Consider the following 15370-nt stretch of genomic DNA (forward strand, 5'->3'; position numbering starts at 1 on the left):
CCCCCTAACCAGACTGGCTGACAGCTTTTTCTTATTCAAAGAATGTTTTAAACCAACTTTTCATTTTTGATTCTTTTTTTGCTTCCTGGCGTTTCGGTTCATGCCCAGTAGTCCGAAGTGGTTGGTTGTTTTCACTAGAGTCTGCTGTTTCAGCCTCTGATAATTGCGAGAATGCCGCAGCAACTTCCTTCCCTTGAACACGTCCATTTTTATGGGCAAACTGAATTAAACCGATGCTGACGGTATATTTCGGTTCCCGGACGCCAATGTAGTTCGGGATGGCCACACGGACATTGCCTTGGAGCATGTCCTTTGTCAGCTCAAGCACGCCAGGGAGCATCACTGTCCCGCCAGTCAGTACGAAACCGCTCGGAAAATGCCTAAACCCTAAGCGGACGAGCTCTTTTGCCGACAGTTCTAAAATTTCCTCGACCCGTGGCTCGATAATATGAGCAAGATCAAGCTGTGTAAGCATTTCTTTTTCATTAGAACCTACCGTTTGGATCGCAAATTGCTCATCGGAGGATGCTTCCTCGATAAACGCGTGGCCGTATTTGCATTTAATGCGCTCTGCTTCCTCTGTTGTCAAGCGCAAGCCGACAGCCAAATCGTTCGTAATATGATCACCGCCTATAGGCAATACAGAAGTAGCCACCAGCGTGCCTTGCTCAAAAACAGAAATCGTTGTTGAGCCACCGCCAATGTCGATGACACAGACGCCGAGGCTTTTTTCATCTTTTGAAACCGCAACAGCACCTGTCGCCAGCCCATTCAAGCAAATTTCTGCCACTTCCAAGCCTGCCCGTTCTACGCAGCGTAACAAATTATGAAGAACGGTTTTGGCACCTGTAATCATTGTACCTTCCATTTCCAAACGGACGCCAATCATTCCTTTTGGATCTGTAATTTCATCAAGGCCATCAACAATAAATTGTTTTGGGATCACATCGATGATTTCCCGCTCTGGCGGGATGGATACCACTTGTGCAGCATCCATGACTCGGCGGACATCCTCCACGCCGATTTCCCGATCGCTTGAAGAAACGGCAACAACCCCGTGGCACGGCAACAGCTCTACATGGCTGCCGTTCACACCGACGACAACGTGCTTAATCGTAATACCAACCATGCGTTCAGCTTGGTCAACAGCACGTTCAATTGATTTCACCGTTTCATCTATATCAACAATCGTGCCTTTCTTAATTCCTTCGGATGGAACATTGCCAACCCCTAATATATTGATTGAGCCATTGGCAACTTCGGCTACAATGACCCGTACAGAGGATGTTCCAATATCTAAACTAACATAAGTGTCACTGCTCACCACGGCACCTCCCCATCTGCAAAGTCATGGTGTCTCCTCTTTAAAATCGGTTCTTTTTTCCAGTACGTAAAGTATTCAACATGCATTTATGGAATCCTTTAAATCTCGCAGTTTCTTATGTATAAAAGTAAGCCTGGCAAGACTCTTTCTATTTAGTCTACACCAAGATGGAGAAGGTGAAAAGCCAAAACCTTCCCCCGCTTGGCTCCTAGGTCCTACTTTTTATCCAAACCATCCCTTTGCAAACCAGTTCATAGCGGCTTTGAACAAGCATCGTATTGCGCTTGCGTTACATGTTGATGTCAAAAATTGAATCAAAATGCCTATTGGCTGTCATGTTCTGTTTCTTTGAAATACGGGCTCATTTTCATATAAAGAACGCCTTGTTTTTCAGGGTCAAGTTGGGCGGCTACTTGCGGGTAAGGCTGCATCGATTGAGCAAAGGACTCGACATTTGTTTTGACTTCATTGCCGTCTGTCATATACAGCGTTAATTCCGAAGGCTGCGTGCTTGTTGGCGTAAACAAAATCTCAGAAATCCGTCCGACAATTTCAGGGGCTGTTTGAACAAGCTCCTCTCCAAGCTGTGCAAGAACTTCATCATCGTTGAAGCCGACTAAAACTGGCGCATCCCCGACAAGCTGTCCGTTCGGTACAGGGTCAAGCGTTTCTCCGTTTTGCAATAGCGGCAAATACGTGTCCCCTTCAGCGACATAACCAACGCGTGGGTACTCGCTTACAGTAATTCGCACGGACACAGGAAGCTCACGTTCAATTTTGGCACTCTCGATTTCTTTCAATGATGTTATTGCCTCTTCCCGTTCCCCTTCTGACAAATGCCAAATATTCATGCCCTCTTCTAGGCCGCTTGCTTCTAAGATCGTCTCATCAGCAACGAGTTGGTTGCCGTTTATATGTATGGTTTTCACACCGCTAAGGGGGCTTTGGAAATAAACCAAAACGACAATCAATAAAAAGAACAACAAAATAAATGCGAGGATCCGCCGATTTGCTTTTTGCTTCCGCTTTTCCTGCAACGTTGGAATCCGCTCATTCACCGATACCACTTTTTTATCTTGACTCACTTGTGCTCCTCCAAACTGCTCGAAATGCGAACAAGTCACAGGCATCATTTTTCACGGCTTGTTTCCATATTCTGGTTGAACTTAGCACGAAACGATGTTTTCGTTGCTTATTTCTCCATTTTAGCATGTTTTCCTGTTTGCCACTACAATACAACAAACAGAGAGCGATCATTTTTCGCTCTCTGTCCGATCATTATCTTGCATGCCGGCTAATATTTAACAACACACCGATGGAGACAAGCATAAGCGTTAACGACGACCCTCCATAGCTTAATAGCGGAAGGGTAATGCCAGTGACTGGCATTAGCCCTGTCACGACGCCAATATTAATCATTACTTGAATGGCAATCATGGTAATAATGCCGATGGCCAAAAAGCTTCCGAACAAGTCTGGAGCCCCTAGTGCAATACGGATGCCGCGCCAATAAAGGATCGCAAATAACAACAGTACGGTCACTCCACCTAAAAACCCCATTTCTTCGGCCAGGATCGCAAAGATAAAGTCTGTTTGTGGCTCAGGCAAATAAAAATATTTTTGCCTGCTTTCGCCAAGGCCCATGCCGAGCAAGCCCCCAGGACCGATGGCCAGCAACGATTGGATAATTTGAAAACCGCTGCCGAGTGGGTCACTCCACGGATCCATAAAAGAGGTGATTCGCTGGATTCGGTAAGGGGCGCTGGCAATAAGCGCCACAAATCCGAACACACCGATTAAGCCAAGTGCGACAAAATGCTTGATCCGCGCGCCTGCAGTGAAAATCATTACTGTACAAGTTCCAACCATGACGGCACCTGTACCAAGGTCAGGTTGCATCATAATAAGAGCAAAAGCCAACAGAACAAGGCCTAGAGAAGGGACTAACCCTTTTTTTATCGTAACAATCCATTTTTGGTGATCGGCTAGAAACTTTGCAAGGAAAATAATCATTGCCATTTTCATAAACTCAGATGGCTGGATTGAAAAGGCACCAACGCCAAGCCAGCTTTGAGCCCCGCCGCGGACAAGGCCGACCCCAGGGATAAGCACAATAACGAGCAAAGCAAAACAGACAATTAAAATGCTCTTGCTGTATGTGCGCCATACCCAATAGTCTAATCGCATCATCACAAACATCAGTAAAACGCCTGTTCCGCCAAAAAACAATTGTCGTTTTGCAAAGAAAAACGAATCGCTGAAACGGTAAGAGGCCCAAGCCGCACTGGCACTATAAACCATGATTAAGCCAATGACTAAAAGCGCAATCGTTACAGCAAGTAGAGTTAAATCGGGGGCAGATTTCTGTTTTCCCATCACACACCTCGGCTTCATGCGACTTCTAACACTACTATATGAAGCCGAAGCGGCAAACATGTCCATTAGCACTGTAAAAGAAAAGCCTGCTGTTTCCAGCAGACTTCAGACAGAGTGATTCATGCAGATGCGCGTACATTTGCGTTTGCTGCTTTTTACAGGCTATTCACCGCCTTTACGATGGTTTGATTATCGTGTTTACATAATCAAGAAATTCATCGCCTCGCTCCTCAAAAGAGCGGTATTGGTCCCAGCTGGCGCAAGCTGGAGACAGAAGGATAACGTCACCAGGTTTTGATAGTGACACCGCTTTTTCCGCGGCGTCTTTGACCCGTTCAGCCGCAATCCCTTGGACATTTGCTTTAGCTGCCAATGCCAACAGTTTGCTTTTTGTTTCACCGTATGCAACGACGGCCTTAACATGTTTTAGACTCACCAACAGCTCGTCAAAATCGTTGCCGCGGTCAAGCCCGCCGGCAATTAAAACAACTGGTTTTGCAAACCCCGATAGCGCTGCTTTTGTTGCTAGTATATTCGTTGCCTTTGAATCATTGTAAAACTGCCGCTCTTCCCAACTCCCCACATATTGAAGCCGGTGTTTCACTCCAGGGAAATGACAGAGCACATGCCTAATTTGTTCTACTGTCGCCCCTGCCAAGCGAGCCGCCGCAGTAGCGGCTAACATATTTTCGACGTTATGTGCCCCTGGTAATACGGCATCAGCCAATGCAAGGATCGGTTCTTCTTTAAAAAAGATCGTACCGTCTCTCACATAAGCGCCGTCTTCGACGACATTGATGCGCGAAAACGGAACAAGCGTAGCGCCTGTACCTGCAATGGCCTGAACGACTGCAGGATCATCCGCATTGTACACAAGACAGTCAGTAGGGCCCATATTGGCAGCAATCCGCGCCTTTGCCGCTATGTAGTCTTCACGAGTGCCATGGTAGTCCAAATGGGCGTCAAATACATTCAGCCAAACAGCTACCTTTGGCTGAAACGCATTAGTGCCCATTAATTGAAAACTAGAAACTTCCAGCACGATCACATGTTCAGCCTTTGCCTTTTGAGCTACTTCTGAGGCTACCGTGCCAATATTTCCGGCAATTAGCGGCTTACGCCCACTATGCTCAAGCATTTCTTTCACCAATGTCGTCGTCGTTGTTTTGCCATTTGAGCCCGTAATGGCGACAATTTCGGCTTCCGAAATCAAATAGGCGAGCTCGATTTCGGTCCAAATGGGAATGCCACGCGCTTCCGCTTCTTTTACCAGTACATTTGTGTAAGGAATACCGGGATTTTTCACAAGCAAGCTACAGCCATCAAGAACGGTAAGCGGGTGTCCGCCGCACACCACTTGAATGCCGGCAGCCTCTAGTTCGCTTGCCTGTGGTTGTTCAGCACGGCTTTTACTGTCGTTAATGACGACCTCTGCTCCTAAACGGGCAAGCAGCAACGCCGAAGCTGCTCCGCTTTTCGCCATGCCTAGAACGAGGACGCGCTTTCCGCTCAATTCCTTTACTTGCTTCATGTCAGCCACACTCCAATGTAAATGCCCATAACGGCAAAGATCATCCCGACAAGCCAAAATGTCACGACTACTCGCCATTCGGACCAACCAACAAGCTCATAATGGTGATGCAATGGGCTCATTCGAAACACACGCTTCCCTGTCAATTTAAACGATGCTACTTGAATGATGACCGAGAGCGTTTCAATGACGAACACGCCCCCAACAATAATGAGCATCAACTCCATTTTTGTCAGGATGGCGATCGCAGCAATTGCCCCGCCAAGAGCAAGGGAGCCTGTATCTCCCATAAATACTTTTGCTGGATGGGCATTAAAGACGAGAAACCCTAAAAGCGCTCCAGTAATGGCTGTCGAAAATAAAGCCGTGTCAATGAATCCTCCGCTCCAAGCAAGGATGGCAAAGGCGCCAAAAGCGATTGAACCGGTGCCAGCCAAGAGCCCGTCAAGGCCATCAGTCAAATTGACGGCATTGCTCGCCCCGAGCAGCATCAAGACAATCAAAATGAGGTAGAACCAGCCTAAATCAAAGCCAAACGTTGTGCCTGGAATGGCGATAAATGTATCAAAGCCAATCGCAAGCAATCCGATATAGAAAATAGCAGCAATGACTAGCTGACCTGCTAGCTTTTGCTTGGATGTCAAGCCGAGATTGTGCTTGCGCACCACTTTTAAATAGTCGTCAACAAAACCGACGATCCCATAACCAAGCGTAACAACCATTAACAACAACAATTCTGGAGTGAATCCTGTGATGGCGATCCCAATCGCGAGGGCACTGATGAAAATCGATAAGACAATAACAATACCGCCCATTGTTGGCGTACCGCTTTTTTTCTGATGGGATTTCGGTCCTTCTTCACGGATGCTCTGCCCAAACTTCAATTTCCGCAAAAAGGGAATAAACAGCGGTGACATAATAACGGCAGCCGCAAATGAGAGAATGAGAACGAACAACAGCGTCCATTCTTCCATATTAATTGCCTCCTTTGACAGCCGGTAAAACTTCCTCAAGCGCCAATCCGCGTGAAGCTTTTATTAATACAACGGTGTCTTTCGTATAGTAAGGTTTCAAAAGTTCGGCTGCTTCCGCAACCGTATCAGCATGGACAAGCGAAATGTGGCTGTCCTTTTTATCAAGTTGGGCCTCGTAAATCCATCGGCCTTTTTTGCCGACTGTCACAACGTCTGTGATTGGCGGCTCAATGGCAGCAGCAACGCTTTTGTGAAGAGCTTTTTCATCTTGGCCTAGCTCATAAATATCTCCTAGGACAAGAACGCGTCTTTTATAATGGGGCAGCTCTTTCACAGTCTCAATTGCCGCTTTCATCGATGTTGGATTGGCGTTGTAAGCGTCATTAATGATCGTCGAGCCGTTTGGCCCTTTAAGCTTCTCTAGCCGCATACCCGTTATCGCCAAGGAAGAAAGTTGTTTTTGGATCACAGCATTGCTAAAACCTAGCTTTTGCGCAAGCAAAATCGCGTAAGCAGCATTTTTGACATTATGCTTGCCTAACATTGTAAGTTGCCAGCGTGCGCCGTTCAAATAAAAGACATAGCCATTTTCTAGCGTTTCGACGTCACTTATTTTGGTTGCCGCCTGATCAGAAAAACCAACTGTCGTTTCCGCTTGTTCGTTATACGGACTTAGCAATGGTTCGTCTCCGTCGAATAACAACCAGTTTTCCTTTATGAGCCCATCAGCAATTTCCATTTTTGCAGCCGCAATCCCTTCACGAGAACCTAAATGCTCGATATGGGCATCGCCAATGCTAGTAATAATGGCTGCATTTGGCTTCGCTATTTGCGTAAGCGTCGAAATTTCCCCCGCATGGTTCATCCCCATCTCAACGACCGCATAACTGCAGTCTTCTGGCATGGACAGCAATGTGAGGGGGACGCCAATATGGTTATTCAAATTCCCTTTCGTTTTATGGACAGTAGCCGTTCCAGCTAACACACTAGCAACTATATCCTTTGTCGTTGTTTTTCCGTTTGAGCCGGTAATGCCAATAACAAACGGATTCACTTTTTCACGGTACGCTTGCGCCAAAGCCTGCAGTGCTAACAACGTGTCTTCCACATAGTAGAGCTGGAACGTCTTTGGCAACTGCTCAGGCACAGGCTCCTGTTCATGCCAAAGAGCACCTGTTGCCCCTGCTTCAATCGCTTGTTCAATAAAGCGATGGCCATCAAACCGTTCTCCCTTTAAAGGCACAAACAGCCCATTTTCCATGCGCTGCCGCGTGTCCGTCGAAACGCCTGAAAAGCCGCGCCCGTCTTCTTCCAAACGGCTTCCTTTCGCAATGGATTTCAGCAAACTTGCATCGATCTTCATTGTATCCGCTCCTTCAGCGCATCGCGGGCCACTTCTCGGTCATCAAAATGAATCCGTTGACGGCCAATTTCCTGATACGTTTCATGCCCTTTGCCAGCAATCACGACAATGTCTCCTGTATGTGCCGCAGCAATCGCTTGCTCGATTGCCGTTTTCCGGTCGACAATGACGGTGTATTGGTCTGGGTCAAGCCCCTCCGTAATATCGGCAAGAATCGCATTAGGGTCTTCGGTGCGAGGATTATCTGACGTAAATATTGTTCGATCTGCATATTGCACGGCAATCCGCCCCATAACAGGGCGCTTTGTCGCATCGCGATCTCCTCCGCAGCCTACGACTACATGAATGTCATTATCTGCAAAGTCTTGGACGGTTTGCAACACATTTTCGAGGCTGTCAGGCGTGTGTGCATAGTCAACAATCACGGTAAAGTCTTGCCCTTCATCGACAGGTTCAAAACGCCCCGCTACACCTGTGACTTTTTCTAGACTAGCCTTAATCGTGGAGAGAGACAAACCTGAGACATAAGCGCTGGCAGCAGCAGCAAGGGCGTTGTAGACATTAAACAAGCCAATCAGTTTGAGCTGGACATCGGTTTTTTCACCAAAAACATGTAATGTGAACCGCGTGCCCGCAGCGCTTACTTTAATGTTTTCCCCGTAAACGTCCGCTTGTTTTTTGATGCCGTATGTGACGACGTCTGCCGTTGTCATCTGAATGAGCCGGTCGCTGGCAGGGTCATCGCTGTTTATGACAGCGGTTTTGCCGTCATATGTATTTCCTAGTTGTGAAAATAATAAGCTTTTTGCATAAAGGTAACGCTCCATCGTCTCATGGTAATCAATATGGTCGGGGGTTAAATTTGTAAACACGGCAATATCATAATCACAGCCGCGCACACGACCTAAATGCAACGCATGGGAAGATACTTCCATTACCGCTGTCTCGACTTGCTTGTTTACCATTGAGGCAAACCGCTGTTGCAACACAAGTGATTCAGGCGTCGTATTCCGTGTTTCAATCGTCTCATCGCCAATCTTTGTATAAAGCGTGCCGATGAGGCCGGTTTTCTGACCTGCCTCACGAAACATCGTATCTAGAATGTGCGTGACAGATGTTTTCCCATTCGTGCCTGTCACACCGATCAGCTGCAATCGTTTCGTCGGCTCTCCGTAAAAATGACTCGCCAACCGCGCCATTGCTCGTTTTGTATCACGGACTACTACGACAGGCACATCAAGGGCAAGAGGGCGCTCAGCAACAACGGCGACCGCCCCTTTTTCTACAGCCTGATTTGCAAAGTCATGCCCATCAACGGTATAGCCATTAATGCAAAAAAACAATGTCCCTTGTTTCACTAAACGCGAATCCATTTCTAAATGCGCAATCTCTATTGATTGGTGTTCTTTTTTTAAAGGTGTAATGCCCCGAAGCACACGAAGCAATTCTTTCAATTCCATGTTAATGCCTCCAAAGTTTTGACAGTCCACCGTATTGGAAAACGATGAATGAGCAGAATAAAAACATACGTATCCATTTTAGTCGTTCCCGCTCATTTTGTCACCCATATACACACGGATTGTTGAATCTTTTGCAACACGTGTCCCAGGTTGGGGAGACTGACGCAACACGGTGTTGCCTTCACCAGAGGCATCAAGACGAAGATCGTAGTGGGACTCATAAATGTCCCGTTTTGACAGGCCAATCAAATCTGGGACTTCCACCAATGGTTCATCCGCCCATGTCAATTCTTTTTCAATCTGGTTATCCCTCTTTTCGACTCCCATCGCTTCAAGGCTGTCACCGATGATCGCACCTGCAATCGGTGCCGCCACTACCCCACCATATTGGATCGTATTTTTCGGGTTGTCAATTGCGACATAGACGACAATTTGCGGATCATCCATTGGCGCGACGCCAACAAACGATAAAATGTAGTTATTTTCCAAGTACTTTCCATTTTTTGCTTTTTGCGCTGTTCCTGTTTTGCCGCCAACACGATAGCCATCAACAAACGCATTTTTACCAGATCCTTTGGCCACAACATTTTCCATCGCATAGCGGACTTGCTCTGATGTTTCTTCAGAAATCACTTGCCGTTTCATCACAGGCGAAATGGACTCAACGACCTCCCCTGTTTCTCCATCCGTCCACTCTTTCGCTAAATAAGGCTCGTATAAATACCCACCATTTACAGCTGCCGAAACGGCTACTACTTGTTGGAGCGGCGTTACGGCCACACCTTGACCAAAAGCGGTTGTCGCCTGCTCAAGAGGACCGACACGCTCGCGGTCAAACAAAATCCCTGTTCCTTCTCCTTGTAAATCAATGCCTGTTTTTTGGCCAAACCCAAATTTCTCAATGTAATCAAACAGGCGATCCTTTCCAAGGCGCTGGCCAAGTTCGACAAACCCAGGGTTGCAAGAGTTCTGCACGACTTCTAAAAATGTTTGGTGCCCATGCCCGCCTTTTTTCCAGCAATGAAGCTTTGTCCCCGCTACATTGATGTAACCAGGGTCGTTAAATGTATCGTTTTCTAGATCGACGACGCCTTCTTCCAACGCAGCAGCAAGTGTAATAAGTTTAAAAGTGGAGCCTGGTTCATACTGCATCCAAACTGGTTTATTTTGGTTATACACTTCAGCCGGCACTTCCCGATAATGTTCCGGGTTAAAGTCAGGGCGGCTGCTCATCGCCAACACTTCTCCTGTATTGGGATCCATAGCGATTGCCATCGCTCCATCAGGCTCATACATTGCTTCTGCCTGATCCAACTCTCGTTCCATAATCGTTTGTATGCGGCTGTCAATCGTTAACGTCAAATCAAGCCCGTTAATGGGAGGCTCATATTCGTCAGCCAAGTTGGGCATTTTCGTTCCTTTAGCAGTCGAAAAAAAGGAGACATAGCCTTTTTCGCCTTTGAGCTTCTCGTCATAATAATGCTCTAGCCCTGTTAAACCTTGGTTGTCAATGCCGGCAAATCCAAGGACATGAGAGAGGTAGCTGCCAAATGGGTAATGGCGTTTAGAGTCTTCAGCAATGTAAACGCCAGGCAGATTGAGGCTCCGCACTTCTTGCGCTTTTTCCTGGGATAATTTCTGCCCCTCTGGACGCAGCCAAACGCTCGAAGCAGACTTCGTCAACGATTCATATGCTTTTTGTTGGTCCATTTCCAAAACAGCAGCCAATTTTTCAGCTGCGTCTACCGGGTCTGTCACTTGCCGTGGAAAAACAATGACAGACGGGGCGCTAATATTGGTGGCTAACTCTACGCCGTTTCGATCGGTAATATCGCCTCGTTTTGGTTCAAACGGAATGTTTCTTCCCCACGAATCTTCTGCCTGTTCAGTCAGCCAGACGCCTTGTCCGAACTGGACATAGCCTAAGCGGACAGCAATGATCGCAAACACGGCTAAGCCGATGAAAAAGGCGAGTAGCAGCCGCTTTCTGACAGTTACATTTGATACGCGCACGGCTATCCCTCACTTTCTGCACTGGACGGGTTTATGGTCTAGCCTATGCTTGTTTACCACGTGATAGAACAAAGAGGAGCTTGCCAAACGGCAAGCTCCTCAAGACTGTAGACAAACGCTCGCATACGGCGTCGTTTGCCTCATTCATATGCCCATAAACGCATGTTCCATTGGCATCTTCATCAGGTTCCCTCTATCAGTATCGGGGATAGGGGAGACAACGTTGAGAACGTTACTCGGTCTGATCGCCATCGCTCTCTTCCGTCTCTGTTGTTGCCTCCTCCTCTCCTTCAGACACTGGTTCCTCTACATCCTCGAAAGCTTGTTCGAGTTCTTCGTCTGTTCGCTCCGCATTTGCGCCGGCTCCCCCTTGATCATGGTCCTCTTGCTCATCTCGTTTGTTGTTCGAGGCAAACTCAGCATCGAGAAGGTTTTGTTCCTCTACAGGCTCACCAGGGGCTATGCTCTGGGACTGTAGATAGCCATTGCCGCTAAATTCTGGCGTTAAGTCAAGCAAAGCTGCCACTTTCATGGCGTCACGCGATGACCAGCCTGCCATGTCTGGCATCATGACCTCGCCATCTGTTAGCAAGACGATCCGATCGCCTGGAAGAACCTTCGTTCCTGGCGCTGGCTGTTGGTCCGTAATATGTTCTCCTTCTCCAAGGACAACCACTTCACCAGGAATGGTTTCGGCTGCTTTGTCTACCCGTTCACCGGTCAGTTGAGGCATTTCAAAACCTTGCTCCTCTGCTTCTTGCAGCAATTCCGCTTCATTTGGCTCCAAGTCCATATACGTCATGCTGCTCTGCATAACAGCGTTAAATATCATCGAGACAGGGGCATTGCCCGACTCACTATCATCTAACTTCGGCTTTGTAACAGAGACATAAAGGACCACTTTCGGATTGTCGGCAGGGGCCATGCCGAGAAAAGAGTAAAGGTATTGGCCATGGCCTGATAAATATTTTCCGTCTTCAGCAATTTGTGCAGTCCCTGTTTTGCCTGCGACCTCAAGTCCTTGAATGTTGTAGGCTTTGCCTGTGCCGTGATCCTCGGCTACCGCTCCACGCAACAGCTCTCTCACATGTTTGGCTGTCTCCTCGGAGATCGGCTCGCCAGCCACTTCTGGTTCTGTTTCCCGGATCTTATCGCCGTTTTCATCAACTACTTCTTTAATGATGTAAGGCTTTTTCATTTTGCCGTCGCCTGCGATGGCTGTTGCCGCCTGGATCATTTGGATCGCAGTCACCGTTGAGTTTTGTCCAAAAGCGGTACGGGCAGCATCGGCGCGCCTTCCTTCAACGACATTGCTTGATGCTTCATTCGCTAAGTCAATGCCTGTTTGTTCAGTAAAGCCAAACTGCTTCAAATACGAGTAAAACCGTTCCATCCCTAGCCGTTCGAGGACAAGCTTCGCCATTAACACATTGGAAGAACGCTGGAACCCTTCAGCATAGGAGATTTTTCCCCAACCAGAACGGTTTACGTCATTAATAGGGGGAGAATTGGCGTCAACTTCGTACCGCCCTGATTGGTATTCACTGTCGTCCTCAAACTCCCCTTCCTCTATCGCTGCGGCGATCGTAAACATTTTCATCGTTGATCCTGGTTCCACCACGTCCTGAACAGCCAAGTTTAAGTAATTTTCAATATTACGGTAATCATTCGGATTAAAGCTCGGCCGATTTGACATCGCCAAAATTTCCCCTGTCCGGGGATCAGCAGCAATCGCGGTCATTTTTTCTGGTTCATATTCTGCCTCTACTTGCGCCATTGCCTGCTCCATTGCAGCCTGAATCGACGTGTCTAACGTTGTATAAATATCTGCTCCATTTTTAGGCAACGTTACCCGGTCTGACCCCGCCCCTAGCGAGAGCCCTTTGCCAAGACTTGCATATTCGATATGGCCATCCTCTGCATGTAAGTAGTCATTCATGCTCGCTTCCAAGCCCATATTGTAGGCGCTGTCTTCGCTATTATGGTGACCGATCACATGAGAAGCAAACGTTTGTTTCGGGTAATAGCGCCTCTTTGTTTCTTGGATCAGGATACCAGGCAAATTCAGCTCTTCAATTTCATTTTTCTGCTCATATGTAAGATTCCTAGATCCTGCTCCTAATTCAATTTGGAAACGACCGTTTTCTTTTGCATCCGTCAAACGCGCTTCCAATTCGCCTTCTTCCATTCCGATCAGAGGCGCTAGTTTTTGTGCTGTCTCCTGTGGATCTTTCACATATTGGGTTGGGCCTTGGGAATCGGATAAAACAGCGATGACATTATAAGCTGGCACATCTTCGGCTAGTACGCTGCCGTGGCGGTCTAAAATGGCCCCTCGTTCGCTTTCAAGCACTTGCGAGCGGTTATACTTCGCCTCTGCCATAGCGACCAAATCATGGCCTTTCACTTCTTTGGTTATTTGAATGTACGCCATGCGGCCAAGCAAAATAGTGAACAAACCAAGAAACACAAACAAAAGGGTGACGGCACGTTTATTTGTCACCGCCCGTTTTATTTCCACTTTCCACCACACCTTTCCTAAGTAAGAAAAACGAGCTCGCTTGAACTCGTCTTGAACCGTTACTCTTTTTCTCCAGTCGGTTTCATTCCAAGGCTTTCTGCATGGCGAAGCACATTTTCAGGAGAGCTTAGTTCATCAAGCTGCATTTGGTAGCCTGCATTGGTTAATTCTTGCTCGCTAATGACAGATTTCTCCTGTTGGATCGATACATTCAAACCATAGAGTGTCGCATAATTATGTACAATGAAAGCGAGCATGAGAAAAAGTACCATTGCCAAAAAGCTCGCTATGATTTTTTCGCCAAAGGTAATGCGTGCCCGGTAGCGGACAATTTGCTTTTCTTTTCGCAATCCTTCTTTTTGCCGCTGAGGATGTGGTTGATAGTGTCGTTGTGCTCCCATGTAAACGCCTCCTTAATCTCTCTGTTTTTCTTTTTCAATAATGCGCAGTTTTGCAGAGCGCGCGCGGTTATTCGCTTTTACTTCTTCGTCACTGGCTACAATCGGCTTTTTGGTTATGAGGGCAAATGGCGCCTTTTGATCGGCAGGAATAACAGGCAGCCCTTTAGGCAAATCTGGCAGCTTCGTTTTCTCTTTAAACATTTGCTTGCATAAACGGTCCTCAAGGGAATGAAAGGTAATGACAGCCATGCGCCCGCCTTCGTTCAATAGTTCAAATCCATCCGTTAACGCATCCTCAAAAGCGCCTAGTTCATCGTTGACGGCTATCCGAATGGCTTGAAATGTCCGTTTTGCTGGGTGTCCTCCTGCACGCCGAGCAGGCGCAGGAATCGCTTCTTTAATGATGTCCACCAATTCACCAGTCGTTTCAATTGGTTGCTTCATCCTGTACGCTTCAATTTTGCGGGCAATTTGTTTAGAAAACTTTTCTTCGCCGTATCTTGAGATAATCGAATGGAGCTTGGAAAACGGCCATGTATTGACCACTTCTCTAGCTGTGAGCGTCGCGCTCTGATCCATCCGCATATCAAGTGGGGCGTCTTGATGATAACTAAAGCCTCGGCTTGCTTCATCAAGTTGTGGAGATGAAACACCTAAGTCAAAAAGAATTCCATCTACTTTGTCAACGCCTCTCATTCGCAGCTCTTCCTTTATGTACCGGAAATTGCTGCGTATGAATGTAATGTTCTCCTTAAAACGAGAGAGCTTCTCTGCTGCGAACGAAAGGGCGGCTTCATCTTGGTCAAAGGCATAGAGATGACCTTCGCCTGCTAGTGCTGTTAAAATCCGCTCTGAATGGCCGCCGCCTCCTAACGTGCAATCTACATACACGCCTCCTGGTTTCACCGCGAGGCCATGTACAGATTCTTCTTTTAGTACCGTTATATGTGAAAACATATGTCCCATCCTATCTTATAAATCAAAATCAATTAAGTTCTCGGCAATGTCAGCAAAGGAATCTTCAGACTGGGATACATAGTCTTCCCAAAGCGTCTTGCTCCATACTTCCATTCGATTAGAGACGCCGATCACAACACATTCTTTTTCTAGCTTTGCGTATTCTCTAAGGGGTTGGGGTACATTCATTCGCCCTTGTTTATCAAGCTCGCATTCGCTTGCGCCTGAAAAGAAAAAGCGCGTAAAAGCACGGGCGTCCTTTTTTGTGAAAGGGAGTTCTTTTAATTGGCTTTCCAACTTGTCCCATTCGCTTTGGGGATAAACAAACAAGCAGTTGTCTAGGCCACGGGTAATGACAAAAGGAGTGCCGAGGTGTTCCCTAAATTTAGCAGGCACAATCATCCGGCCTTTCTCATCAATTGTATGCCGGTATTCCCCTAAAAACATTGT

General features: G+C 47.2%; 12 protein-coding genes. All 12 read right to left on the reverse strand.

The window, feature by feature from the left end:
- Positions 1-31: 31 nt before the first annotated feature.
- The 12 genes from ftsA to mraZ all read right to left on the reverse strand — a co-directional run bounded on the left by ftsA (position 32) and on the right by mraZ (position 15367).
- Positions 32-1327 (reverse strand): cell division protein FtsA, encoded by a 1296-nt coding sequence (gene ftsA, locus N6H06_RS15610; RefSeq protein WP_062750776.1) that lies wholly within the window; start codon positions 1325-1327, stop codon positions 32-34.
- Between the two features lie 320 nt (positions 1328-1647).
- A complete protein-coding gene (locus N6H06_RS15615; RefSeq protein ID WP_062750777.1) occupies positions 1648-2409 on the reverse strand; it encodes a cell division protein FtsQ/DivIB in 762 nt (253 codons plus the stop codon).
- 193 nt (positions 2410-2602) lie between these two features.
- Positions 2603-3700, reverse strand: a complete 1098-nt coding sequence (gene spoVE / locus N6H06_RS15620) for a stage V sporulation protein E (protein WP_062750778.1) — start codon at positions 3698-3700, stop codon at positions 2603-2605.
- 175 nt (positions 3701-3875) lie between these two features.
- Positions 3876-5231, reverse strand: coding sequence for a UDP-N-acetylmuramoyl-L-alanine--D-glutamate ligase (gene murD, locus N6H06_RS15625; protein WP_062750779.1), 1356 nt, complete (start codon positions 5229-5231; stop codon positions 3876-3878).
- On the reverse strand, positions 5228-6205 hold the full coding sequence (gene mraY / locus N6H06_RS15630) for a phospho-N-acetylmuramoyl-pentapeptide-transferase (protein WP_062750780.1): 978 nt from the start codon (positions 6203-6205) through the stop codon (positions 5228-5230). The genes murD and mraY overlap by 4 nt, the downstream gene beginning before the upstream one ends.
- A 1-nt stretch (position 6206) precedes the next feature.
- A complete protein-coding gene (locus N6H06_RS15635; RefSeq protein ID WP_263707489.1) occupies positions 6207-7568 on the reverse strand; it encodes a UDP-N-acetylmuramoyl-tripeptide--D-alanyl-D-alanine ligase in 1362 nt (453 codons plus the stop codon).
- Positions 7565-9028 carry a UDP-N-acetylmuramoyl-L-alanyl-D-glutamate--2,6-diaminopimelate ligase gene (locus N6H06_RS15640; protein ID WP_062750782.1) on the reverse strand — a complete coding sequence of 488 codons (1464 nt, stop codon included), beginning with the start codon at positions 9026-9028 and terminating at the stop codon, positions 7565-7567. Before N6H06_RS15640 ends, N6H06_RS15635 begins: the two co-directional genes overlap by 4 nt.
- 78 nt (positions 9029-9106) lie before the next feature.
- A complete protein-coding gene (locus N6H06_RS15645; RefSeq protein WP_062750783.1) occupies positions 9107-11041 on the reverse strand; it encodes a stage V sporulation protein D in 1935 nt (644 codons plus the stop codon).
- Between the two features lie 232 nt (positions 11042-11273).
- A complete protein-coding gene (locus N6H06_RS15650; RefSeq protein WP_212953891.1) occupies positions 11274-13562 on the reverse strand; it encodes a penicillin-binding protein in 2289 nt (762 codons plus the stop codon).
- Positions 13563-13621: 59 nt separating this feature from the next.
- Positions 13622-13963, reverse strand: coding sequence for a cell division protein FtsL (locus N6H06_RS15655; protein ID WP_212953893.1), 342 nt, complete (start codon positions 13961-13963; stop codon positions 13622-13624).
- A gap of 12 nt (positions 13964-13975) precedes the next feature.
- On the reverse strand, positions 13976-14920 hold the full coding sequence (gene rsmH / locus N6H06_RS15660; RefSeq protein WP_263707491.1) for a 16S rRNA (cytosine(1402)-N(4))-methyltransferase RsmH: 945 nt from the start codon (positions 14918-14920) through the stop codon (positions 13976-13978).
- Between the two features lie 15 nt (positions 14921-14935).
- Positions 14936-15367, reverse strand: coding sequence for a division/cell wall cluster transcriptional repressor MraZ (mraZ, locus tag N6H06_RS15665; protein ID WP_011247208.1), 432 nt, complete (start codon positions 15365-15367; stop codon positions 14936-14938).
- Positions 15368-15370 lie beyond the last annotated feature (3 nt).

Source organism: Shouchella tritolerans, assembly GCF_025770735.1.
Classification (GTDB): domain Bacteria; phylum Bacillota; class Bacilli; order Bacillales; family Bacillaceae_D; genus Shouchella; species Shouchella tritolerans.